23 protein-coding genes and 1 pseudogene are annotated in these 21,964 nt (G+C 39.8%); 20 read left to right on the top strand and 4 right to left on the bottom strand.

Features of this window, described 5'->3' with window-relative positions; all coding sequences use genetic code 11:
• Positions 1-102: 102 nt before the first annotated feature.
• Entirely contained in the window at positions 103-558 is a 456-nt protein-coding gene (locus FO442_RS00365; RefSeq protein ID WP_144331150.1) for a hypothetical protein, read from the top strand.
• 319 nt (positions 559-877) lie between these two features.
• Here the strand turns inward: FO442_RS00365 and FO442_RS00360 are convergent, their stop codons facing one another.
• The gene (locus FO442_RS00360) at positions 878-1,747 is read right to left on the bottom strand and encodes an IS1595 family transposase (RefSeq protein WP_144331149.1); all 870 of its coding nucleotides are present in this window, start codon (positions 1,745-1,747) and stop codon (positions 878-880) included.
• A gap of 140 nt (positions 1,748-1,887) precedes the next feature.
• On the opposite strand from FO442_RS00360, the pseudogene FO442_RS19020 reads away from it, so the two are divergent.
• Positions 1,888-2,055: pseudogene (locus FO442_RS19020) on the top strand (transposase); the annotation flags it as partial.
• Between the two features lie 36 nt (positions 2,056-2,091).
• Positions 2,092-2,799, top strand: a complete 708-nt coding sequence (locus FO442_RS00355; RefSeq protein ID WP_186279793.1) for an IS1595 family transposase — start codon at positions 2,092-2,094, stop codon at positions 2,797-2,799.
• Here the strand turns inward: FO442_RS00355 and FO442_RS00350 are convergent.
• Positions 2,774-3,793: a WG repeat-containing protein gene (locus FO442_RS00350; RefSeq protein WP_144331147.1), complete on the bottom strand. Its 1,020-nt coding sequence runs from the start codon at positions 3,791-3,793 to the stop codon at positions 2,774-2,776. The genes FO442_RS00355 and FO442_RS00350 overlap by 26 nt on opposite strands.
• A gap of 136 nt (positions 3,794-3,929) precedes the next feature.
• Here FO442_RS00350 and FO442_RS00345 point away from each other — a divergent pair, with 136 nt between their 5' ends.
• From FO442_RS00345 to FO442_RS00310, 8 genes are all read left to right on the top strand, one after another.
• Positions 3,930-4,145, top strand: a complete 216-nt coding sequence (locus tag FO442_RS00345; RefSeq protein WP_186279791.1) for a helix-turn-helix domain-containing protein — start codon at positions 3,930-3,932, stop codon at positions 4,143-4,145.
• Positions 4,146-4,637: 492 nt separating this feature from the next.
• Complete coding sequence (locus FO442_RS00340; RefSeq protein ID WP_144331146.1) at positions 4,638-5,150, top strand: hypothetical protein; 513 nt, start codon at positions 4,638-4,640, stop codon at positions 5,148-5,150.
• A 57-nt stretch (positions 5,151-5,207) separates the two neighbouring features.
• A complete protein-coding gene (locus FO442_RS00335; RefSeq protein WP_144331145.1) occupies positions 5,208-6,221 on the top strand; it encodes a hypothetical protein in 1,014 nt (337 codons plus the stop codon).
• A 457-nt stretch (positions 6,222-6,678) separates the two neighbouring features.
• A complete protein-coding gene (locus tag FO442_RS00330; protein ID WP_144331144.1) occupies positions 6,679-6,993 on the top strand; it encodes a hypothetical protein in 315 nt (104 codons plus the stop codon).
• A gap of 19 nt (positions 6,994-7,012) precedes the next feature.
• On the top strand, positions 7,013-7,570 hold the full coding sequence (locus FO442_RS00325; protein ID WP_144331143.1) for a hypothetical protein: 558 nt from the start codon (positions 7,013-7,015) through the stop codon (positions 7,568-7,570).
• Between the two features lie 344 nt (positions 7,571-7,914).
• Complete coding sequence (locus tag FO442_RS00320) at positions 7,915-8,586, top strand: DUF4145 domain-containing protein (protein WP_222101957.1); 672 nt, start codon at positions 7,915-7,917, stop codon at positions 8,584-8,586.
• Between the two features lie 304 nt (positions 8,587-8,890).
• Positions 8,891-10,060 carry a PQQ-binding-like beta-propeller repeat protein gene (locus FO442_RS00315; RefSeq protein ID WP_144331142.1) on the top strand — a complete coding sequence of 390 codons (1,170 nt, stop codon included), beginning with the start codon at positions 8,891-8,893 and terminating at the stop codon, positions 10,058-10,060.
• 332 nt (positions 10,061-10,392) lie between these two features.
• Entirely contained in the window at positions 10,393-11,190 is a 798-nt protein-coding gene (locus tag FO442_RS00310; protein WP_144331141.1) for a DUF6896 domain-containing protein, read from the top strand.
• Between the two features lie 255 nt (positions 11,191-11,445).
• Here FO442_RS00310 and FO442_RS00305 read toward each other — a convergent pair whose 3' ends face one another.
• A complete protein-coding gene (locus tag FO442_RS00305; RefSeq protein ID WP_144331140.1) occupies positions 11,446-11,853 on the bottom strand; it encodes a 5-fold beta-flower protein in 408 nt (135 codons plus the stop codon).
• 356 nt (positions 11,854-12,209) lie between these two features.
• On the opposite strand from FO442_RS00305, the gene FO442_RS00300 reads away from it, so the two are divergent.
• The 5 genes from FO442_RS00300 to FO442_RS00280 all read left to right on the top strand — a co-directional run bounded on the left by FO442_RS00300 (position 12,210) and on the right by FO442_RS00280 (position 15,428).
• Positions 12,210-12,716: a hypothetical protein gene (locus FO442_RS00300; protein WP_144331139.1), complete on the top strand. Its 507-nt coding sequence runs from the start codon at positions 12,210-12,212 to the stop codon at positions 12,714-12,716.
• A gap of 8 nt (positions 12,717-12,724) precedes the next feature.
• Positions 12,725-13,051, top strand: a complete 327-nt coding sequence (locus FO442_RS00295; RefSeq protein WP_144331138.1) for a hypothetical protein — start codon at positions 12,725-12,727, stop codon at positions 13,049-13,051.
• Positions 13,052-13,072: 21 nt separating this feature from the next.
• Entirely contained in the window at positions 13,073-13,807 is a 735-nt protein-coding gene (locus FO442_RS00290; protein ID WP_144331137.1) for a hypothetical protein, read from the top strand.
• A 20-nt stretch (positions 13,808-13,827) separates the two neighbouring features.
• On the top strand, positions 13,828-14,196 hold the full coding sequence (locus FO442_RS00285; protein ID WP_144331136.1) for a hypothetical protein: 369 nt from the start codon (positions 13,828-13,830) through the stop codon (positions 14,194-14,196).
• Positions 14,197-14,363: 167 nt separating this feature from the next.
• Positions 14,364-15,428: a PA0069 family radical SAM protein gene (locus tag FO442_RS00280; protein WP_144331135.1), complete on the top strand. Its 1,065-nt coding sequence runs from the start codon at positions 14,364-14,366 to the stop codon at positions 15,426-15,428.
• 63 nt (positions 15,429-15,491) lie between these two features.
• Here the strand turns inward: FO442_RS00280 and FO442_RS00275 are convergent, their stop codons facing one another.
• Complete coding sequence (locus FO442_RS00275; protein ID WP_144331134.1) at positions 15,492-15,881, bottom strand: hypothetical protein; 390 nt, start codon at positions 15,879-15,881, stop codon at positions 15,492-15,494.
• Positions 15,882-16,366: 485 nt separating this feature from the next.
• Between FO442_RS00275 and FO442_RS00270 the strand changes: the two genes are divergently transcribed.
• From FO442_RS00270 to FO442_RS00255, 4 genes are all read left to right on the top strand, one after another.
• On the top strand, positions 16,367-18,733 hold the full coding sequence (locus FO442_RS00270) for a M1 family aminopeptidase (protein ID WP_144331133.1): 2,367 nt from the start codon (positions 16,367-16,369) through the stop codon (positions 18,731-18,733).
• A gap of 24 nt (positions 18,734-18,757) precedes the next feature.
• Positions 18,758-19,690, top strand: coding sequence for a hypothetical protein (locus tag FO442_RS00265; RefSeq protein WP_144331132.1), 933 nt, complete (start codon positions 18,758-18,760; stop codon positions 19,688-19,690).
• 157 nt (positions 19,691-19,847) lie between these two features.
• The gene (locus FO442_RS00260; protein ID WP_144331131.1) at positions 19,848-20,462 is read left to right on the top strand and encodes a hypothetical protein; all 615 of its coding nucleotides are present in this window, start codon (positions 19,848-19,850) and stop codon (positions 20,460-20,462) included.
• A gap of 105 nt (positions 20,463-20,567) precedes the next feature.
• Positions 20,568-21,917: an FAD-dependent oxidoreductase gene (locus FO442_RS00255; RefSeq protein WP_144331130.1), complete on the top strand. Its 1,350-nt coding sequence runs from the start codon at positions 20,568-20,570 to the stop codon at positions 21,915-21,917.
• Positions 21,918-21,964: the final 47 nt, after the last annotated feature.

Here is a 21,964-nt window from a genome sequence, read left to right as displayed (position 1 = left end):
ATATACGTTTGGACTCGAAGAGACGCATTGAATTAGAAAAACTGTTGAACTATGTATTGTGTACTAGATACATACTGAAAATGTTTGCTATATTTACTACCAATGACCAAAAAGAAAAAAAACAAATTCACTGAAAAAGAACTCGAAAATCACAAGGAAAGAAAACACTTGTCTTATTCAAATATGTTTTATAGTGAGCAAAGAATCGACTTATTGATTATTGCGATGAGTGGAGCAGGAATTTACGTTTGCCTTGAAACGATTAAATTTCTTGGTCAAAACGAAAGGCCAATAGACACTCTTTTAAAACTTCCTGGCTGTTTCTTATTGGGCGCCGTAATCTGTAATTTTATCGGACAGTTATTATCAAAGAGAGCCAACAAACATGATTATTTGATGTGCATTTGTGTCGAAGAACAAGATGATTGTGGTGCAGAGGAACACGACAAAAAAGCTGATAAATTTAGTAAAGCAGTAGAAATAGCAAACTTAATAAGTATGATATCCATGTTTGTTGGACTTATTTTGCTTGTAATATATTTTACGACATCTTTTTAACCTCTTTTTTTTGGTGGTCGAGAGACAGCCTTACTAGTTTGTGCACTTCTGCCCCCAGATTGCTCAGAAAATCTTTTGGTTTCTCGTCTTGCCCCAGAATTATTACCACCATTTTTATTTCCACCGGAACTATTGTCCCCTCCTCCTGAACCGCCTTGTTTTGCCATAAATCAATTATTGTGATTCTAAATTATTCATTTTTTTGAATTGTTAGACCTTATGATATCGATCTATTTGATCTTGAGATTGTTGATAACTCTGGGGGTCAAGCGGAGAGAGGAGTGCGAAAAAAGGAAAAGAGTTGAAAACTAATTAAATTCTAACAATCCACAAGTTGATTTAGAATCGCATCAAACATCACAACGTCCTTTCTGTTGTTGTGTCGAAAGTTGAATTCATTCAGATAACTTTGGAGGTATTTTGCACTTACGTGGGTATGAGTTCCAGCAAGTGATTTCTTCAAATTAGACCAGAATCCTTCGATTGAATTGGTGTAAGTATTCCCACTTGCCCATTGATATTTTGAATGGTTAACCGTGGCGTGGCTGTATCCAAGAGTCGCTAGGTCTTTATAACCTTTGTATTCGTCAGTAAAGACTGTCGTCCCGGCAATAATGGAACTTCCAATAATTGGGAGGATGATTTCTTTTGCTCGACCTTTAACCGTTGTTGTAATCACTTTACCGCCTCGTTCGATCATCCCAAACACACAGGTCTTCTTGTCCGCACCCCAACCGCGCTTCCCGCCTCTGGCTTTTCCTCCGTACAATGATTCGTCCACTTCGACAATTCCTTGCAGAGAAATTTGACCTTCGTCCATCATCTTTCTCACTTGGTGTCCGATTCTCCAAGCACACTTGTAAGTCACGCCAGTGTAGCGTTTCAATTCCATCGCAGACACTCCATTTTTAGAACAAGCGAATAAGAAGATGATCTTAAACCAAGTCAAAACGCTCGTCTTGCTGTTTTCCATTGGAGTCCCCGCCATTGGATAAATCTGGAATAGACAGTCATCACATTGAAAACATTTGCGCTTACGAACCCTATGATAAACGGGTTGAGCCACTCCGCAATTTACACAAGCTTCCATGTTACCATATCGAAGATCAAATAGCTTTTGAAGGCAAGCGTCTTCATTTGGGTATTGACGATCGAAGTCTTTGTAGGTGAATTCTGTTTTCTTGCACATAATCGAAGTTTTTCTGACTGAGGGAAAAACTTGCTTAGAAAATCACTGTTACAACAAGCTGGCTTACAGTCGTCTGGAACAGAAAATCAGAATTTAACATTTCGCTTGCAACACGCGAGCTTGACGTGGGCTTATTGCGCATGAAAGGCAATATAGGAATTGAGCGATTTTTGAAAACGCTCCCAAGTTCAGAAACGTGTTTAGAGAACTTGTTTGAAGCTAGAGGTCTGGGCAGATCGTGTAGCAAATGTGAATCAGAAGAATCTTATTATTTGGTAAAGGGCAGGAAATGCTTCCAATGTAAAAAGTGTTCAAATCAGGTTTATCCGCTTAAAGGGACAGTCATGGAAGACAGCAAGACCGACATTCGGAAGTGGCTCATTGCAATCTTCTTGATGACAAAATCAAAAAACGGATACAGCGCAATGAGGATGTCAGAAGACATAGAAGTCACATACAAATGTGCATGGAGAATGTGTCGTTTGATTCGGAAAGCAATGTCGCTGGATGAAATCAAAGACTTGGACGGAATTGTAGAAATCGATGAGACTTACGTTGGCGGGAAATTCCATGGCTTCTATTCTCACAGCAACAAGACAGCGGTTCTTGGAATCTGTCAACGGAAAGGTAAAATCAAAACCTTTGCAATAAAAAGCGCATCCGAGAAGAACGTACTCCCATTGATTTTGGCGACTGTAAGTCCGGGTGCTTTGATCTGCACCGACGAGCACTCTTGTTACAGAAATCTCAAAAATCACGGTTACAGACATGAATCAATAAAACACAAAGACCGGGAGTGGGCAAGAAATGGAATCACTACCAATAGAATAGAAAATTGTTGGTCGCGGTTCAAGAACTCAATCCGGGGCACTTATATCCGCATTCGAAAATCTCAGAACGAAGAAGAACCTACACTTGAGTACTATCTGGCTGAGTACGATTTCAGACACAACCATAGAAAAGAAACCAACGTCGCCAAATTCTTGAAATTGACTGGGCTTATTGGTTTCAACCTGTCAGATCATTTTATTCCGGACACTTCACGCCGTTAAACTCGACACACTTGGCGTTAGTATCTATGTAGAAGAATGAGTCGTTCTTAAAAGAAACTTTCGCCAAAGTTTCATTGTTATAGGTGTAATCAGAAATGCTTGCGAAATTCGGGTTCAACAATACCTTGCCGTCGAAGCCCAGGATTCCCCTCCCCGTTGGAGCATCAATTCTTATCCAATTCTTATCCGGGTCAAATTTGTATTTCGTGGAGTATGGAATAATCGTAAAACCAGAAGCGTCTATGAGTTTGTGGTAAGCTGGTTTCGAATAATTTTCCATCGCCCCTTCAACGATGAAGACCGATTTTCCGTTGCAGAATTTCACACGCTCTCCGTGTACTCCTTTGTAAACAATCTTCCCTTGCTTATTGAAGACGATTGGTAGCTTATCACTTGAACCAATGTCTCGTTTGTTGATGATTTCACCATCATTGTTTCTGGTAACGTATTCGTACCCGGTAGAAACGAAGACCTTCTCATAGACCAAAATGAATTCTCCGTAACAATCGTAACCCTCCGTGAATTTACAGGAGAGAATTTGCTTTCCGAATTTATCTACATATCCCTGCTTTCCAGCAATTGCTACACGAGCAATTCCATCTTCATAACCGAGGACTTCGTCGTACTGAAAAGTTGTCATCGCAATACCAGCTTGATAATTGAACATTGCCCATTTATTAGCTTTTCTAAGAAAAGCACGATCATCTTTCACAGCCACATCGTCGTACTGAAAAGGAATGATGATCTTGCCCATTGTATCAATCACACCTATCTTACCGTTATTTTGTACGAAGAACCTTTCGTTTTCATATTCGAAAACATTGTCGTACACAGCTGGAAGCACTTCTTTCCCAGTCTTCTTGTTGGTTATTCCAACCTTTGTCCCTTCCATTGTGTTCTTCTCAAATGTCTTGTAGTCGTGCTCTTGCGCGAACATGCAATTAGAAATCAATAACGTGTAACAGAAGAACAAGCGTTTAGTCGTATCTTTCATAGTGATTCACATTTTGCTCCCGAACCGTCATTTAATTCTCACGTTGCAGTAGGGAGCGCTTTGGGACAAATGTAAAATTTCTTTCTGGATACAGATATGTACTCATAATATTTTTTTGATTCCTCAACTTTTGTATGTGAAGAACCCTGAGTATATAAAAGCGTTTGGTGAGAATCTGAGAAAACTCAGAACAGAGAAAGGCTGGAGTCAACAACAGTTGGCTGATACTGCTAATGTTCCTAAAATCACGATACAAAGAATAGAGCTTGCAAAATCAAGTGCAACAATCGACATGGCAGTTTCAATCGCCAGTGCTTTGGAAATTGAAGTGAGAAAGTTATTGGAATTCTGATACAAAATCCTGAAGTCACGAGACTTACTCAATAATGTTTATTTTCATATATAGTTGAAAAATACATATATTTGAAATGAAAAAGGCGAGTCTGCTAACCCGCCTCAATCTTTAGTCCTTGTTTTTCGGAGACCTTCTCATTTGAACTATGAGACCTACGAGTGCAATAACAAGACTTACACTTCCGATTATGTCGCTTATTGACATAATTATTGTTGTAAAGGATTTTATAGGGATGGTTGTTAAGGCGTCATCCTTTTTCCTTTACACCACTAAGTAAGTCATTGAAAATGATACTTCCAAACTAGTATAGAGTATTTTAAATATTCAAATATTTGGCTCTTCGCTCCCCCCGTTGCGAGACGAAATATTAAGAAATTGTAAAGTTTCTAATAGTGTTGAAAACTGGTTGATTAATGTCTATTTATATTATCAAATCTGAAGTTAAGTGAAAGTTTAATGCTTTAATTTTATTGGTCAAAAACTTCAGATTTGAAAAAAGAACTTACAAGAGAAATAAAGCTTGCTTTCTATGGAGCTATTGCCGGAGCTATCGTAACATCTGTTGTGGATTTAATACGAAGTAAACCGTTTTATACAAGCATTTGGTTCGGATTGAAATGGTTTTGGAACAATATCTTGAGTTTTCCAATTCCTGTTTGGGGAGTGATTATAATTTTGATTTTAAGCAGAATCAAATTTTCAAGTAAAGAACAAAGTAAAAAGCCAAGATTCACTGATTATACAGAAGATACATTTGCAGGAATGAATTGGAAATGGCGTTGGGAAGAAAATATGGGAGTTATGGAAATAACAGGTTTAAGACCACTATGTGGAGAATGTGGCACTTCATGTAGTGTGCAACAGGGACACCTGCTTCCATATATGAAGTGTCCGAGATGTGATAAGAGCGGAAACATCTTGAAATCTATTGACGATATAGAAAGAATTATCATTGACAACATTGAAAGAGGGAATTATCCAAAAAAGCCAAGCCAAGAATAAGAAATCAGACTTTCGGTCTGAAGATGAAACATGTTCATCGGGGATAATTATCAAATTATGAATCGGTATCAGCGAAATATAGATTTACTTAATTCAATTAGGAATTACTTACCACTAAAAAAAGATAAATCAACGAGGCTTTTTCTAAGTGAAAATGATTTAGATGGTTACGACGACGCTGAACTATTTAGATTGTTTTTTGTTTTTTGCCAAGACAATCTCGATAAAAACGGAAAGAAATTTGGAATGCCAAACGCATTGTTCTGTTTTGAAAGAAATAACGGCTTAAACGCCTGGGCATGTCGACATAAGGATATGTACATCATTTCAATGTATGATATGTATTTCCAAACATTAAAACGTAGAATTATTGATGAGAACAGGTTAGTCGAGACTTTAGATTTTGAAAAAAAGTATGGTCGCTTATTGTCTGTTATAACTGTAAGAATAGAAGATTTAATATTTCACTCGTCGACTTTATTTACATATTACCATGAACTTGCTCACTTAATTCAATATAAATCTAAGGAATCAGAAATGAAATTTGAGAGCGATGATGATAGCTCTTTTTCTCTTTTAAATCACATTTATGAATTCGATGCAGACTTAAATGGTAGTCAGTTCGTTTGCTTTCATTTACTTGACTACATAATAAACTCGAATATTGTGGATGACAAACTAGTTGAACAGTTGTTATCTATTGGCTTAGCTAGTATATTAATTACGCGATTAATTTTAGAAGATTACAAGGACGATTCAAAGGTTGAGCCTATTTATTTTAGAGAAAAATCGCACCCTCATACAGTTGTAAGAGCAGTTTATATTTTGAACCACATGGTTTATACTGCTAAAAACAATTTACAATATTCGCACTTGAACGATAAGAACATACTCCAAGATTGTTTTTCTATTGTCTCTGATTTTTTCAACGATTCAAAATTAAAAGAGTTTTTAGAGGAGTTTTATTACAATCCGAAACCAGTAGAAGATTATGTAAACTTCTTGAATTCAGAAAGCGAAAATCATCAAGAACTTGTAAGATTTCAGCATCATCTATTTGATATAGATTAATCACTTTTTTGGTTCGACTTACGAACCGCTTGCTCCACAAAAAGAAAAAAGCATTCAGCGGTAGTTGGATGCTTTTTCTTTTTGTCCCTCAATACTCGCTCTCACACTCACTCTTTCCGGGCTTTTTCCTTTTTGTAGCGCGAGAGCTGAGAGTGAGAGAAGAGTGTGAGATCCCGGTTCGAAGCTTAAATTCTGTCTCCTCCCTTGAGGGAGGATTAAGGTGGGTGGCAAACCCCAAATCTTCCGTAAGCACTGATTTCACTCAGTTGTCCCAAATTTAAAGCGGTTCGATTCCCTTTTGCTCGAAGTGTGTTGTATTTCAGATTTTTTTGGTAGTATTGGGAAACTATCATGACATTATTTACTGAAGAATTGTCTCCAATACAAATTTAGTTCAATGGTTGTTCAGATTTAATTCATTGTAATTAAGTGAAGGAGATTTTTATATTGAAACATTATGATTAGGAACGTATCATTTAACTCATTGACAGTCTATGCAGGGGAAAGCATAACGGTCAACATAGAAGCGAGTTACCCTGTGTTTATAGAAGTTTATTGCTTTACAACACAACCTCCACCACCTAAGTTTGCACCATGCCCGGATTCTGGAAGCCACAGATTATTTGTCCAACAACCATTTATTTTCAGAACGGATAGATGGACATTTGAAAATAATGGTTATGTCGAATTCAAAATAATTGATGCAGATGGAGATATGGATACTTATAAAATAGAAATAGAAGGGCTTCAATCTTCATTACCAAGTAATTAAACCAGAAAAAAGAAAATTTATGGAATTTGAATTACCGGAAGGAACTCCCGAAAATGTTTCGATGGCGTATAATGAATCAGTAAGAATTCTTGGCGAAACAAATACTACAGCTAATTCGTCGTCAACAAAGTTTAAGAAAGAAGTCAACTTAAGAAAATATCTTGGATACTTCTTTAAGTTTGTTTCACTTACATCGGCAATTTTTATAACGGCCGGATATTTTCCACACCAATTGGCCATTGGTATTGCAATTATTTATGTTATTGATGCAACTCTTTCAAATAGTAAGAGATTGGTTTCTATTGTCCAGGCAACAAAAGCATTTTCATCAATTGGATTAAACGTTGCAAGAACTCATCAAACGGAACAAACTAAAATATTTGCAGCAGAAGGTAATAAGGTTGAAGCAATTAAAAAAATTACTGATTTAAATATTAGACTGACGGAAGAAGCTAATAAGAGCTTTACTACCATAGAAACTGCAATTAATCAATCAGACATAGAAACCTTACAAGCTCTATCTCTAGATGAAGAGAAACTAAACCTAGCATTACAACGCCTTGAAATGAAAAAATAAAACATTCATATGGGAAGAATTCAATTAGAAATACTCAAAAAACTTTAATTCTTACTTGGTAATTCGAAATAGTTATTCCGATTCGAAATTTCAATTTATTGTACAGATTAATTTAACAAAAGGTGAAGTATCTATGCTTGACAGTGGGAGTATTCATACTTTATCGATAGGTAATTTGGGAAATAGATTTGACTATTTAAACCGGTTCAAGTCCCTTTTGCTTGGAAAGTGTTGTATTTCAGATTTTTTTGGTAGTATTGATGCGTTAACCCGAGGAGTAACTATTTACGATATAAGCCTCATCTAATATTTATTATCAATTGATTAATATTTAGTTTTAAACTATGAAATGCCCACATTGTATTGTAGAAATCAATCCCAATTTTAGTCGAACTTATTTAGGAAATGATCTAACAGGTCATTGGGCATCCTCGCATATGAACTGTCCAAACCCCAATTGTCGAAAATTAATAATAACACTAATCAATGCAGAAGAAGGATCTAGAGACCGACATGGCAATTTTTATGATGTGGAGGAAATAAATTCAGAAATTTTCGTCAATCCTCTAACATCATCTCGTCCACCAGTACCCACAGTAGTTGACAAACTTTTTGCTGAAGATTATAATGAGGCTTGCTTAATATTAACATTTAGCCCTAAAGCAAGCGCAGCTTTAAGCAGAAGGTGCTTACAAAATATTCTACGCGAAAAAGCAAACGTAAAAAAGGGTGATTTGGCTAATGAAATTCAAGAAGTAATAAATAACGGTCATTTACCAACACATCTAATACAAAGTATAGATGCAATAAGAAATATTGGGAATTTTGCAGCGCATCCAAACAAAAGCAAATCGACTGGTGAGATCGTTGACGTTGAATATGGTGAAGCTGAATGGCTCTTGGATGTTATAGAATCTTTGTTTGATTTTTATTTCGTCCAACCAGAAATTTTGAAAGTAAAAAGAGACGCTTTAAATCAAAAACTGGAAGAAATGGGAAAGCCACCAATGAAATAGCTTTAACGATTTTGATTCCATTTCCATTCTTCTCTGGCTCTTTCTTTTTCAGAGCGAAAACGAGAATGAGGAGAAATCCGGGTTCGAAGCTGAAATCCAGCTTCCTCCTTAGGAGAACCTGTCACGATACTTCGGGAAGGACCGAAGAGGATAATAATACCCAAACCCCAACAAGGATCGATATTTTTTGTTTGCTCTGAATACTCGTTTCCGGAGTATTGTAAGGTTTAAATATTGAATCTACGACACAGTTTTAGGAGCTTGGAAGAAATCATTACTTTTATGGGCAAACCAACAACTTAAAATGATGAGAACCATACTCATTATCCTTACCGTGACATTTACACTCAGTTGTAAAAAGAAGGATCAGTCCCCAGATCAGTTCCAAACCGCTCCCGGCACGATCAACAATGAACTGCTATCGGGAGGAGACGTATCATCTTTCGTGCGTAAATTCTCGGTCAATTCATCTATGGAAATCTGGTCCCTGGGGCAAACTCTTGTTGGAACCTATCTGTGTACCGGGTACACTTATAAAGATGGAGTTTTAGAAAACTATTTAATGAAACTAGATGCAAAAGGTGAAATCCTCTTTGTGAAAAAAATTCCAACGAATGAGTATGGGCCCGAGCTCGAGTCAACCTTTGATGGATGTTTTATTTTGGCCAATACCTACAATTCGGTCAACCTTGCCGTAACAAATCCAGGATGGCTTCCGGCAGAGATTGTTAAATTAAATTCCGACGGTACAGAATTGTGGCGCAAGAGTTATGTAAATAGTTCTTCCCACAGGCTCACTGCTGTAAAGCAAGCTACCGATCAGGGGTTAATTCTGGCCGGAATTCAGGCTAATAGTGAAGGCTTCCTGATCAAGACAGATGCTTCGGGAAATGAATTGTGGCGCAAGAATTATGAAAATTTCACCATCACAGATGTTACAAAAATGGCAGACAACGGTTTTGTGCTTTGCGGGCGACGAAAAACCAGCAGCAATCAGTTTGATGCGTATGTGGTGCGCACCGATGCGGCAGGAACAGTTTTATGGTCCCAAATTCTGACAGAAACCACAAGTTATTATGGCTCGATTGCTCACTGTGTGACAGAAACGGTTGACGGTAGCATTGCAGTAGGTGGTTTATCTTTTTTTCCTCAAAGAGCAGGATTCATAAGGTTATATGACGCTAATGGCATAGAAATATGGCGTAAGAATACGGATATTTTAACCACAACAACAGGTGAGTTCCTTGGTAGTGAACCTCTAGGTATTCTTAATACTTCAGATGGACAGTTGATGTTTGTGGATTCACAAGGATATATGCGCCGGATATTGCTCACAGGCGAAGAAACCTGGAACAGATCTGTTACTGATAAACAACCGGTGCGGGCGTTCATAAAAACAGCTGACAACGGTTTTATCATGGCAGGCGGAAGTTCCTTCTCAATACTGACTAAAACGGACTTTCAAGGTTTCTGATTTAATTCGGATCCCCAAAAGCATATTGGTTCCGTTTTCGTTCGCTTTTTTCTTTTTGTCCCTCTTCTCTCACACTCCACACTCACACTGAGTTGTAGCTTTTTCTTTTTCAGTGTGAGCGTGAGAACTGAGTGTGAGATCCCGGTTCGAAGCTTAAATTCTGTCTCCTCCCTTGAGGGAGGATTAAGGAGGGTGGCTATCTCAAATCTTCTGCAAGTACCAATTTCATTCAGTTTCCTGAAATCCATAGCGGTTCGATTCCCTTTTGCTTTCGGAAGTCTTTTCTTTCAATTTTTTTTGGTAGTATTGAAACGTTAACATATTCGAATTTGATGAAGCCAGTAATTGACCTAAGAAAACTTGAAATTTATTACAAATACGGTGGCGACATTGATGGACTTTTAAAAATAGGAAAGAAATCAGATTTGGACGCTTTCGGTTCTTACCTTGACGAAACTTGGTCAAAAATCACAAGCTTAATTCAAGATATTGAGTTAATTGAAAAAGGTCTTGTATCTAAGGAATATGAAGAGAAATCAATTAATGAAATCAAGTCACTTTGTGACAAATCTGCGTTTGAGAAATTAACCAAAATTCTTTCAATGAATAGGATTAGTTTTCTAGATATAATTAAGGACTATCAATCATTGGCTGACAAAGCCGTCAAAATCTTTCAAAACAAATATCAAGTCAATAATATTCTTGAAGGTTGGCATAGTCGAAAATATGAACAGACTGGCAAATTACCTGATGAAGGACTTTCTTTTTATGCTTTCCATGGTATCGGTTTAGCTGCACATTTCAAGGATGAAATTGTAGACTTCGATTTCGCATTTTTTCCAGAACCAAGACACGATGGTTTTGATCTATGGAGATTAACAAACTTCATTCAAAATCAAATAGCTAAATACCCTGAATACGAGGATAACAAGAAGATCGAAAGAGAATTTAATGACCTAATAAAAAATGGGGTCATAGCAAAACCGAAATTGGAATTCTCAACAACGCTTTACTTTTTTAAGGATACTTTAAATACTGAATTGATTGAGAAGACTGAAAGTAAATCTGCAAATCAAAATGTTTTACCAAAAACTAAGCAAAATTGGTGGAAAAAACTTTTTGGGGATTAATCAATAATCATTTCGCGGTTCGACTTACGAACCTCCGACTCCACAAAAAAAAAGCATTCAGCAGTAGTTGGATGCTTTTTCTTTTTGCCCCTCAATACTCGCTCTCACACTCACACTGAGTTGTAGCTTTTTCTTTTTGAGTAGTGAGCATGAGAACTGTTCCGATAGCTATCGAATTTCGCCTCCTCCACAACAGCATTAGAAAAAGCCATCCCTGTAAAGAAATGGCTTTTTAACTGTGTGGTCCCTGCAGTATTAAAACTTAAAGAAAAAATAAGTCACTGCTGCCCATTCTTTTTTAATCCCTCTGGCATACCCCAATGTGCTGTGACTGGAATTTTCAACCGTTCCATTGTCCTTGATATAACCCAGCGTCGAGTGGCTGCTATTCTCCACAGTTCCGTCACTTTTTACATATCCCACAGTAGAATGACTTCTGTTTTCGATCGTGCCGTTGCTTTTGATGTAACCGATTGTACTGTGACTTCTGTCTTCTATTGTGCCGTCACTTTTGATGTAACCCACCGTAGAATGACTGCTGTTCTCAATAGTCCCGTCGCTTTTGATGTACCCGACTGTGCTATGACTTCCCGACTCGATGGTTTGTGCTTTGGCGTATCCAATGCTTCCCAATATCATCGCAACTGCGATCACTTTTTTCATATGCTGCTGATTAATGATTTGTATTATTTACCCTGTTCTTTGATGGATTTGTTTCTCCTTCTCAGGTAAAAATACAGGATTAATGAATATGGAAATGAAAAAAAACCGGGTAATATATATTCGGCAAGATTGGGTTTACATCTGTGGAAAATAAGAATACATCCGTTTCGTACCCTATCCTGTCACATACACTTTTTGTCAAACACACCCCCTCTTTTTAAGAACATTTTTTCGAATACGGGAAAAATCCCCCCGACGAATGGTGAAACTCCCCTATTATCCTGTTTTCCTGCTGCATACTTTTGTTTCAAGCCTGTCATTTGGGATCGGCAAACTATCAAACAAATCAGGTAACTATGAAAACTGTTGGAATCATTTTCTTTTTGCTGGCCTGGTGGCCACAGAGATCATTTAGCCAGGATATTGCTCACGGACCTTCTGTAAAAGCAAGCTACGGTTCGCTGGAGAAACTCTCCTTTGGAATAGGCTATAGTTTTGTAAAATTCAAAGATAACTGGGGTTGGTCAAGACCGGCGCATAACTATTATTTCGAATACCTGCCCGGACTCCAGGCATTTGGAGTATCTGCAAATGTTCAGTACACACTTATATGCGCTAAAGCAGGACTCGAAGTAAGCTTTCGCTCAAAGAATGAACTGAATCATCCCTTCGTATCATTTTTTCCTCATATCGGGTTAGATCTGCTCAATGTCGACTTGTCCTTCGGACCGGAAATTGTTACAAACAGGACTAATGGCGGCTATGTTGGATTTAAGGCGTATCTGAAAATTCATCCGAAATTATTCAATAAAGGAACTAACCGCCTGGAATTCAAAAGATCTGAAAACACAACAACTAACTGAAAATAAACATGAAAACTTACAAACTTCAGAAAGACAACGAAACGGTCCTTAAAGGATTGGCCGGCGATTCAATCGTATATGCTATTGACTTTCAATTTAAATTCCAGTCAATGGACCGGTCGGTTGTTATGCAATTCAACAGCTCCGTTGACGGCCCCAGAAGAGAAGAGCTTATTTTATTGAAATTTGATGATTTTGGTCAAATGCGGCGAATCAGCGCTTCTGTCGACCACATTTATCACCAATTCTTTCCGAAAGGAACTATTCTGAACATTCAGCATGATGCTTATTTAATGACCATTTTCCTGAAAGGGGTTACTGAACAGCCTGTATAATAATCCAAACAAACGATACTCATGAAAAAATATTCCACAGTGATTACCGACCATTTAGGTACGCAATCTGCATTCGAAGTTTCCATAGATGAAAAACGCAAACAGGGAAAGGTTCGTTACCTCAATGAGGAATACGACATCAGTCGATGCGCAAAAACGTCTGCAAACGAATTGTTCTTTTGGATGCATATCGGTGAATACATCAAATTAAAAGTAGTTGTTTCATCGCAATGCGGCAACGAGAAGAATTACCTCGTATTTTCAAATACACGCTATCTTTTTGATGCAGAAAGCTGTTCAGCATTTCAGCAATACACCGGCAACTTAAAGTTGCCTCTGGCAGAACCGTTTGAAACGGAAAATCAAGCAGAAAGTACCTGGACGGAAGCGCTTACGTTTAAGGGCCTTAAACCTCATTTTTCAGTATACCTGGCATGGTTCCCTTTTGACGAAGGAGCTTTCGTGAAATTCATTCACCTTGCGGTAAACAATAGGGAAATAGATCTTTCCACAGCATACGAAATTCCCGGAGGAGGTCTCGTTGTGCCCATCGGGAATTACCTTCCGAACCAGGAATACATCCTTTCCTGGAAATGCGAAACGTCCTATACTCCCTCATTTGCAAAAACAGCTGTGGGTTACTTCGTCAATAATGATCTGAATACACGAAAAGTATTGCGTGTCAGAAACGTTTCACATTACGAAGAATGGACAGATAGCGCAACACTTGTTTTCAATACTACTGTCGAAGAATAACAACATCCATCCGGAACACTATGACAAACGATCAAAAAAAACGTCCGAATAACGAAGTAAACACGAACAAACAAGTCGGTCAAACGGCTTACGTGGATTTTTATTTCGAAGGATTCGATACCGATGCCAAACAGGTAACACTGAAAGCCGGGAAAGAATATAAAATAATCTCTGTAATCGGGAATATTTGTGAAAACAGGGAATTTCTCTGGACAATTTGGGGAGCAACACCAACGAGTCCCGGTACCCCATCTGCAAAAGTTAAATTCCGTACCGTAGGCGTTTTTACCGTCGAACTCATCCTCCGGACAAGTCATGTTGGCGGAGGAAGCGTTTGCAGTTCCAACGGGGAGAAAAGGAAGGTAAACTACGTTCGTGTGGTGAAGTAAAGATTCCCGGAAAACGTTTTTTTGGATTACCGATTTCATTCAGTCTCCCGAAACGGATAAGGCTCGATTGCTTCATATTTTTCACCATATACCAAAATGATTAATAATTAATCTTTTTGTAGTTAAATAATAATCAGTATCTTTGCTTCTACCTCATCCTGTAAGCAATGTCAGATCAATTTCTCTATAAAAACGGCCGCGGTGCCCAGATCAATCCGCATAATCGCTTCTTCTCACAAGAAAAAGGAGAAGATTTTGACGACATCGATCCGTCGGAAGAACCCGAACTGAAGACCAAATTCATCGACGTTCACCCGAAAACCATTGTCAATAAGTTGTCCAGTCCGGATGTCGGCATGTACTATTCGCTCAACCCCTACCAGGGATGCGAGCACGGATGCACATATTGTTATGCCCGTCCCACGCATGAATATTGGGGTTACAGCGCAGGAACGGATTTCGAACGGGTCATCCTTGTCAAGAAAAACGCACCGGAACTGCTGGAAGAAACCCTGAACAAAAAGTCCTGGAAAGTGCAAAGCATTTCTATTTCCGGAAATACGGATTGTTACCAGCCCTGTGAACGCGAATACGGGATCACGCGAAAATTGCTCGAAATCATGCTGAAATACCGCCATCCGGTTGGGATTATCACCAAAAACACCCTAATCACCAGGGACCTCGATATCCTCGAAGAATTGGCCAAATTAAACCTGGTTGCCGTAAACATCAGTTTAACCAGCTTAAAAGAGGAACTGCGTCGGAAACTGGAACCTCGTACAGCTTCCAGTCTCAAGAAATTAGCTGCAATCGAACTGCTTTCCCAGCACGGAATTCCGGTCAATGTCCTGATGGCTCCCATTATTCCCGCCCTGAACGACGATGAAATATTTGCAATCGCAGAAGCCGTTGGAAAACGCGGAGCCTTGAGCATGTATCACCAGATCGTTCGGCTCAATGGTCCGAATGGGGAAATTTTTACCGATTGGGTAACGAAAAACTATCCCGATCGTGCAGAAAAAGTATTGAACCAGCTGCGCGACATGCACGGAGGAAAACTCAGCGACAGCCGTTTCGGAACACGGATGAAAGGAGAAGGTGTGTATGCATTGAATATCCAGCGACAGGTGCAATTAGCCCGAAAGAAGTTCCTTCCTGCTACTCCATTCCCACGCCTGCGGACCGACTTATTCTCCATACCCGACACCAGCGGACAAATGAAATTGTTTTAGGCCGAAAACAAAAAAAGGAATCCACCGCAGCAAATTCCTTTTTCAACTTATTCCTTAAGCTATTTAAACTGTTGCATCCAATAAATCAGCTGCTTCTGCCTTTTTAGACTGGACGATTGCTGAACTGTATTCTTTACGCAAGAAATCTGCAACGTTATCGCGCAATTTCACCTGTTTAGGCTTGAAAGCCGTTAAAAACACGATAAACGGGATCAAAACTCCCAAAAGAAGAATCGATAAAGCAAAAAGCATTTGCCCCCCCATAGTAGGAAATGTCTCATTCAGACGAACGAATCCTTTTTTTTCACCGAATATCTGAGCACCGGCAATTTTACCTTCCCCGATAATCAAGACTTTCGGACCTCTGAATTTCACCGTGTATTCCGGAAATGCAGCTTCCAGTTTCGGCTTTAGCTCAGCCAGTGTATACGGTTGATCGACTTTTACTTTCATAGTAATCAATTTGTAGTTTGAAGGGCTAAAATAATATCTTTTTTTGAATTCGGTCAAGACCTTCCATTCCTTAACGGATTCTTTACAAACTGCGGAGGCGTAAATAAAGCTTATCCCTGGAACGATTCAAAACACTTCACACAATTGTAACACAATTCAAAACCCGCAAAAAAAAATCCCGGGCCTTTTTGAAGTCAAATACGAGTGCTGTATGAGTACTGTACGGATAGAGTATGGGTAGAGTATGGATAGAGTATGAAAATGTTATGAATTTAACACCCGGTTTCACTGGATTTGAGTACTTATTGACACCCCGGACCCCGAAAATGGAATACCCTGAAACCTCGCTTGCGGAACAACCTGAATCCTGTTTATTTCTCAAAAGTGTATAAAAACAATTTGACAATTGTAATTTACAATTCCTTATCTTTACTTCCTGTACAAACACGGAGGCAGGAAATCCACCGTCATTTATTTCTGAAACCATGAAACATGCTGCTGCACGATTTTTTTTCTGTTTACTGATCCCGGTTGCGGGCATATTCAATACAACACACGCTCAAACACCGTTCCCATACGATACCCGCAGCGACAGTATTTCGATCGTACATTACAACATTCACCTCGACCTGCAGGACTTCAGTACTTTCGTTCTGAAAGGACACACACAAGTCATCTTTAAACCGAAAGTCAACAACATCACGGAAATCACATTGGATTTGATGGGACCAACGGTAGACAGTGTACACGATGCCAACGGAAACCTACTTTCCTTCACTCCTGCTCCACTGGGATTTAAAGTCAGCCTTGGCGGAACCTTCAATACCGGGGACTCCACTTCCGTTGAAATATTCTATCACGGTACAACCGTTCAGGATCCTACTTTCGGTGGTTTTTACTTCAATTCCGCGTATGCGTTTAACGTGGGGGTTTCCCTGGATGATATTCCGCACAACTACGGTAAAACCTGGTTTCCCTGCTTCGATAATTTCATTACCCGGTCTGCTTACGACTTATTTGTAACCACCCTTCCGACTCATGATGCAGCCTGCGGCGGTGTTTTCCAGGGAACGGTCATGAATCCCGATTTGTCCGAAACACATCATTGGAAAGTCTTTCAACCGATTCCATCCTATCTGATCTCAGTGGCTGTATCCAATTATGTCTTTGTCAATAGCAGCTTCACGGATTATCAGAACAACCCCGTTCCGGTGAAACTGGCCGCACATGCTTCCGATACCACACCAATGAAAAACTCGTTTGTGAACCTGGAAAATGCATTCGATATCTTTGAAAGCAGATTCGGACCATACCGCTGGGACCGCGTGGGTTATGTACTCGTACCAATGACTGCGGGAGCCATGGAACACGCTATGAACATTGCATACCCGGAAATTATCGCAGATGGCAGCCTGACTTACCAGTCCATCATGGCACATGAATTATCTCATCATTGGTGGGGCGACCTGGTAACATGCCGCACTGCGGAGGACATGTGGATCAACGAAGGAAGTGCCGCATACTGCGAATATGTCTTTAAAGAAGGATTGAGTGGCCGCGCTGCTTACGAATCCCAGGTCAGAAATGAACACAAAGAACTCTTGCGTACTTGTCACATGGATGACGGAGGTTACTGGCCACTTTCCGGAGTGCCGCAAGCACACACCTATGGAAACACGACTTATCTGAAAGGTGCCGATATGATTCATACCCTTCGCGGATACCTGGGAGATTCCCTTTTCTTCAACGGCTTAAAGACTTTGCTGGAACAGAACCAATTTTCCGATATGGATGCCATCGAATACCGCGATGATTTAAGTGCAATCACCGGATTCAACCTCACCAATTTCTTCGCTGACTGGATCTTCCAGGGAGGCTGGCCACATGTTTCCATTGATTCCCTAACCATCGTTCAAAATGGAGTTCAGCACGACGTAACGGTGCATTTGAAGCAAAAACTGGTAGGAAGAACGAATTACAGCAATCAGATTCCGCTGACCCTGACCCTGCGCGACGACAATTGGAATACGTATGAAACAACGATCCATTCATCCGGAATGAACAATTCCGTGACGGTTTCCGTTCCGTTTATTCCTACTTTCGGGTACCTGAACCGGGACGAATTGATCTCCCATGCGGTAACCGCAACCTACACGACTGTTACAACAACAGGAACAAAAAATTTATCGCATTCCAATATGCTCTTACAAGTTCAAAACGTAAGCGATTCTGTTTTCGTCCTGGTAGAACACAATTGGGCTGCTCCCGATCCGGTAATCGATTGGGAATCCGGAAAATTAATTTCTCCGCAGCGCTACTGGCGTATCGACGGGATCTGGAATTCGGGATTCAATGCCAATGCCACCTTCCGGTATAGCGGACAAATTAGTGGTGGAAACGCATTCCTCGACCATTTGCTGATCACCGGAACCGAAGACAGTCTGATCCTGCTCTATCGCCCGGACCGCTCGGTGGATTGGGTAGAATTCCCTACTTACACCAAGAACTTCGGAAATGTAACGGATAAAACAGGAACCTTGAATGCGATAAACGTGCAAAAAGGAGAATATGCGATTGCGCTCAAAGGCTGGCACTTGGGACTGAACGAATGGAATGAGGAATCCAACGCGACGCTTTACCCGAACCCTGCAAACGGTTTTGTATCCGTGGAAAGCAATGTAACAGCAGACCGGATCGTAATCAGCGATGCCATGGGCAGATTAGTGGAACAGCGTTTAAATCCGGGTGCAAAAGCAGATTTTGTAACGGCTTCCTGGAAAAAAGGAACGTATTGGGTTACCGGCTACAGCCGCGACAAATCTGTGTTCCGGAAGTTATTGGTGGTGCAGTAGTCATAAATTCATTTCACTCAACACATGAATCCTATCAAATTTTTAATCTTGCTGATTGTTACTTCAAGCAAAACCTTATTATTCGCTCAAAACAAAGAAAATATCATCTCTGAAATCACGATTCAGACAGATTATGTAGAAAACGGAGTCAAAGGTTTTCGGGTCGCAGCAACGTGCGACTACAACGTGCTTCGGACAAAATATCCGACAGACAGCTTACTTGCCAGGGCTTTAACCAATGCCCGGTTCTCTCTCAAACTAAGTGTCTATCAGGACAGCAACCTGGTAAAACCGGCATTCGGATATCAGAAAGCATTCGGAAGAAGCGAATGGATCGAATTCAAACTCCCGTGCAACCCGCTTTACTCGGATTCAAAACCCGCTCCGGTGAACAACACAGTCTTCATCCCCTATGCAGCACTCAAACTGAAAGAAGGTAAACAAAACCTCTTCGTTTCTGCAGATCTGAGCGGAAAAGACGGGTTCAACACCACACACAAGCAGCACACACAATCTTCCATTTTCACCTTTTACAAACCACCGTCCAAAATCTTTGAATGTTCATTGGATTCATTGATTGTAAAATCATTTGACACGAACGGTCAGGCCTGGGACCACGAATTATTCGGAACAGACGCCCCCGACCTGGATTTTTCCATCAAAATGGGCGACCTGGAAGTCGGGAACATTCACAAGGGGAACAGTTACCGCATTTCTTTCCCTGAGAAGCCACGTGTATTCCGGTTCCTGGTATCTGAGAACGATGAAGTAACTATTTTCCTCACTGATACAGACGATGCATTCCATGACCCGATCGCAAGCTGGCGTTTCGATACATCCAATATGAAGGACGGGGTTGTGTACGAACAAAAAGAAGCAAAAGCAAACCTTTCTTCTTTTAGCTTCAAATGCAAAATCGGGAAGATCTCTACTCAAAAAGAAATAGAGTTGAAATAAGTCTGGTTTCTTTAGTGCTAACCTTGCAGAAAGTCGAATTGGAACACAACATTTAATCCCACCCTCTATGAATCATCACCTGCTAGTTGGAAGCCTGCGAATTACCTGTTGCTTGTTAGTGTTAAGTTTTCAGGTAAATTCTCAATCAATTCCACCCGTGGCCAAATGGACACTGAGAGGAAAAGCGATGACCATGGTATTTATTGAAGATAACTGGTTCAGCAGCATTTCGCTTGGCACTGAATACCGGTTCAGTAAACGCTTTTCGGTTGTTTTGGACGCTGTTCATTACAGTCAAAAAGACGAAGAAGAAGTACATAACAACCCGGACGATTATGAAGACTACGACGAATATGCATTACGGGATCAGCGGAATTACCTCGCTTTTGAATTCAAATACCATTACCTCCGTTTTAAAGAAACGAACACCAGTTTGTATGTGAATCTTTACTCCAAGACCGGGGAACATAAAATCCGGAAAGAAGCAGCTTACCCGATTCAACCGAATGAGCGTTTTTTCCTGAACGGGAACTTTGCAGACGCAGGACTTTCCTTTGGAATTAATATCAATGCCACTGAAAATTTTGGAATTGACATCAACCTGGGCATATGCGAACGTTTCGAACGCAGTTCTTATTGGAAATCAGATGATAACCATCATTATACTTATTTCCCGAAGCAATACAGCCAAAAACTGCTTCCGAATATCCGGGTCAATTTCTACTGGACTTTTAATTCCCTGTTTACCTATTACACTCCTGTAAGAGAGTAGTTCCTAATCAAAAATCACCCGTTACCTCTCCTTGTTATTTACTGCAAGAACTCGTTAAAATCTTCCTATCTTAGTCGTTTTAATCTACAGAAAAACAACTGCTGCATGCAATTTTTCAAACGTTTCCTTATCCTGGGATTTATTTTACTTTCTCTTCATTCATTTTCGCAAACCAAAATCGCAATAATCGGCGGTGGAATGGCCGGAGTTTCCGGGGCATATTTTATCTTCGAAATGGATTCTTCGGCGCAAATTATTTTATTTGAAAAAGAAGAAAAGTTAGGTGGAAATGCACAGACCGTTACTGTAAAAAACAAGGAAGGGAAGCTGGTTAATGTGGATGCAGGCCCACAATATTTCATAGAAGGCCCCTGGGACGATTACATTGCTTTCCTAACCAAAACGCTTGGCAAAAATCCTTACGAATATGAAACGTTGCGAGCCAGTTTGCTCATCCAACGGGAAAAAGAGCCAAACCCCTTACTGGTTTCTCCTTTGGGACTGAAACTGCGTGGTGAAAAACTAAGCAAGCTAGTCCAATTCAAACGATTTAACAAAGAAGCATACGCGATCTTTAAATATCCTGGTGCTTGGGACGGAATTACGGTTGAAACATGGGTAAAAGGCCTGGATTTTGAAGAAAGCTACAAAAATGAAATCATCTACCCTTTCCTGGCCGCATCTCTAGGCACAACTGTTCCTGAGATCAAAACTACTTCAGCCGTTGATATTGTAAAGCTTTTTGCTTTCAGAAAACCCAAAGCGAATAACCAATTCAAAGTCATGACGGATGGAATGGGAACTTTGATCCAACGTATCGGCGAAAAAATGAATTCCAATCAAGTAACAATTAAATGCAGTTCACCGGTGAGTAAAGTTGTGCGTTCGAAAGAAAAATGGTTAGTGACATATTCATACAATGGAGAAGAACAAACAGAATTATTCGATTTCGTAGTTTTGGCAACACATGCAGACCAGGCAGCAAAAATCTTAAAAACAGAAGCCAGTTTGACAGAAGCAATCCAAAGCCTGAAACACCTAACCTATTTTGAAGCCCGAATTGCTTTACATACGGATTCCACATTCGTAAACAAAGATAAACCTGCTTTCCTGAATATCGTAACAGACAGTTCCAATCAACTGATATCCAATACCATGAATTTAAGCATGATCTCCAAACGGTTGAATGGTATTTATAAAAGCTGGTTAAGTAAAGATGCGATCGAAGACTTGAGGAAATCAGGTAAATTACTGCATGTCACTTCATTTTGGCATCCGTTGATCACAACAGATTTCATTTCACAATTAGAAATCTTGCACAAACAAATTGCAAAAGTTCCCTCACTTTATTTATCCGGAGGTTGGTCCGAAGGCCTGGAAACACAAAATAGTGCCATTATTTCAGGGAAGCACGCAGCAGAAAAATACAGGACTTTCCTGATGAACAAAAAGTAATCTAAGCTTTTTAAAGATCCGGTTTTTGCAAATCCCTTCGTTATATA

Origin of the sequence: Fluviicola chungangensis (genome assembly GCF_007558725.1) — a bacterium.
GTDB classification, from domain to species: Bacteria; Bacteroidota; Bacteroidia; order Flavobacteriales_D; family Crocinitomicaceae; genus Fluviicola; species Fluviicola chungangensis.
Note: the sequence above shows the minus strand (reverse complement) of the source record. Positions and strands in the feature narration are given on the sequence as shown.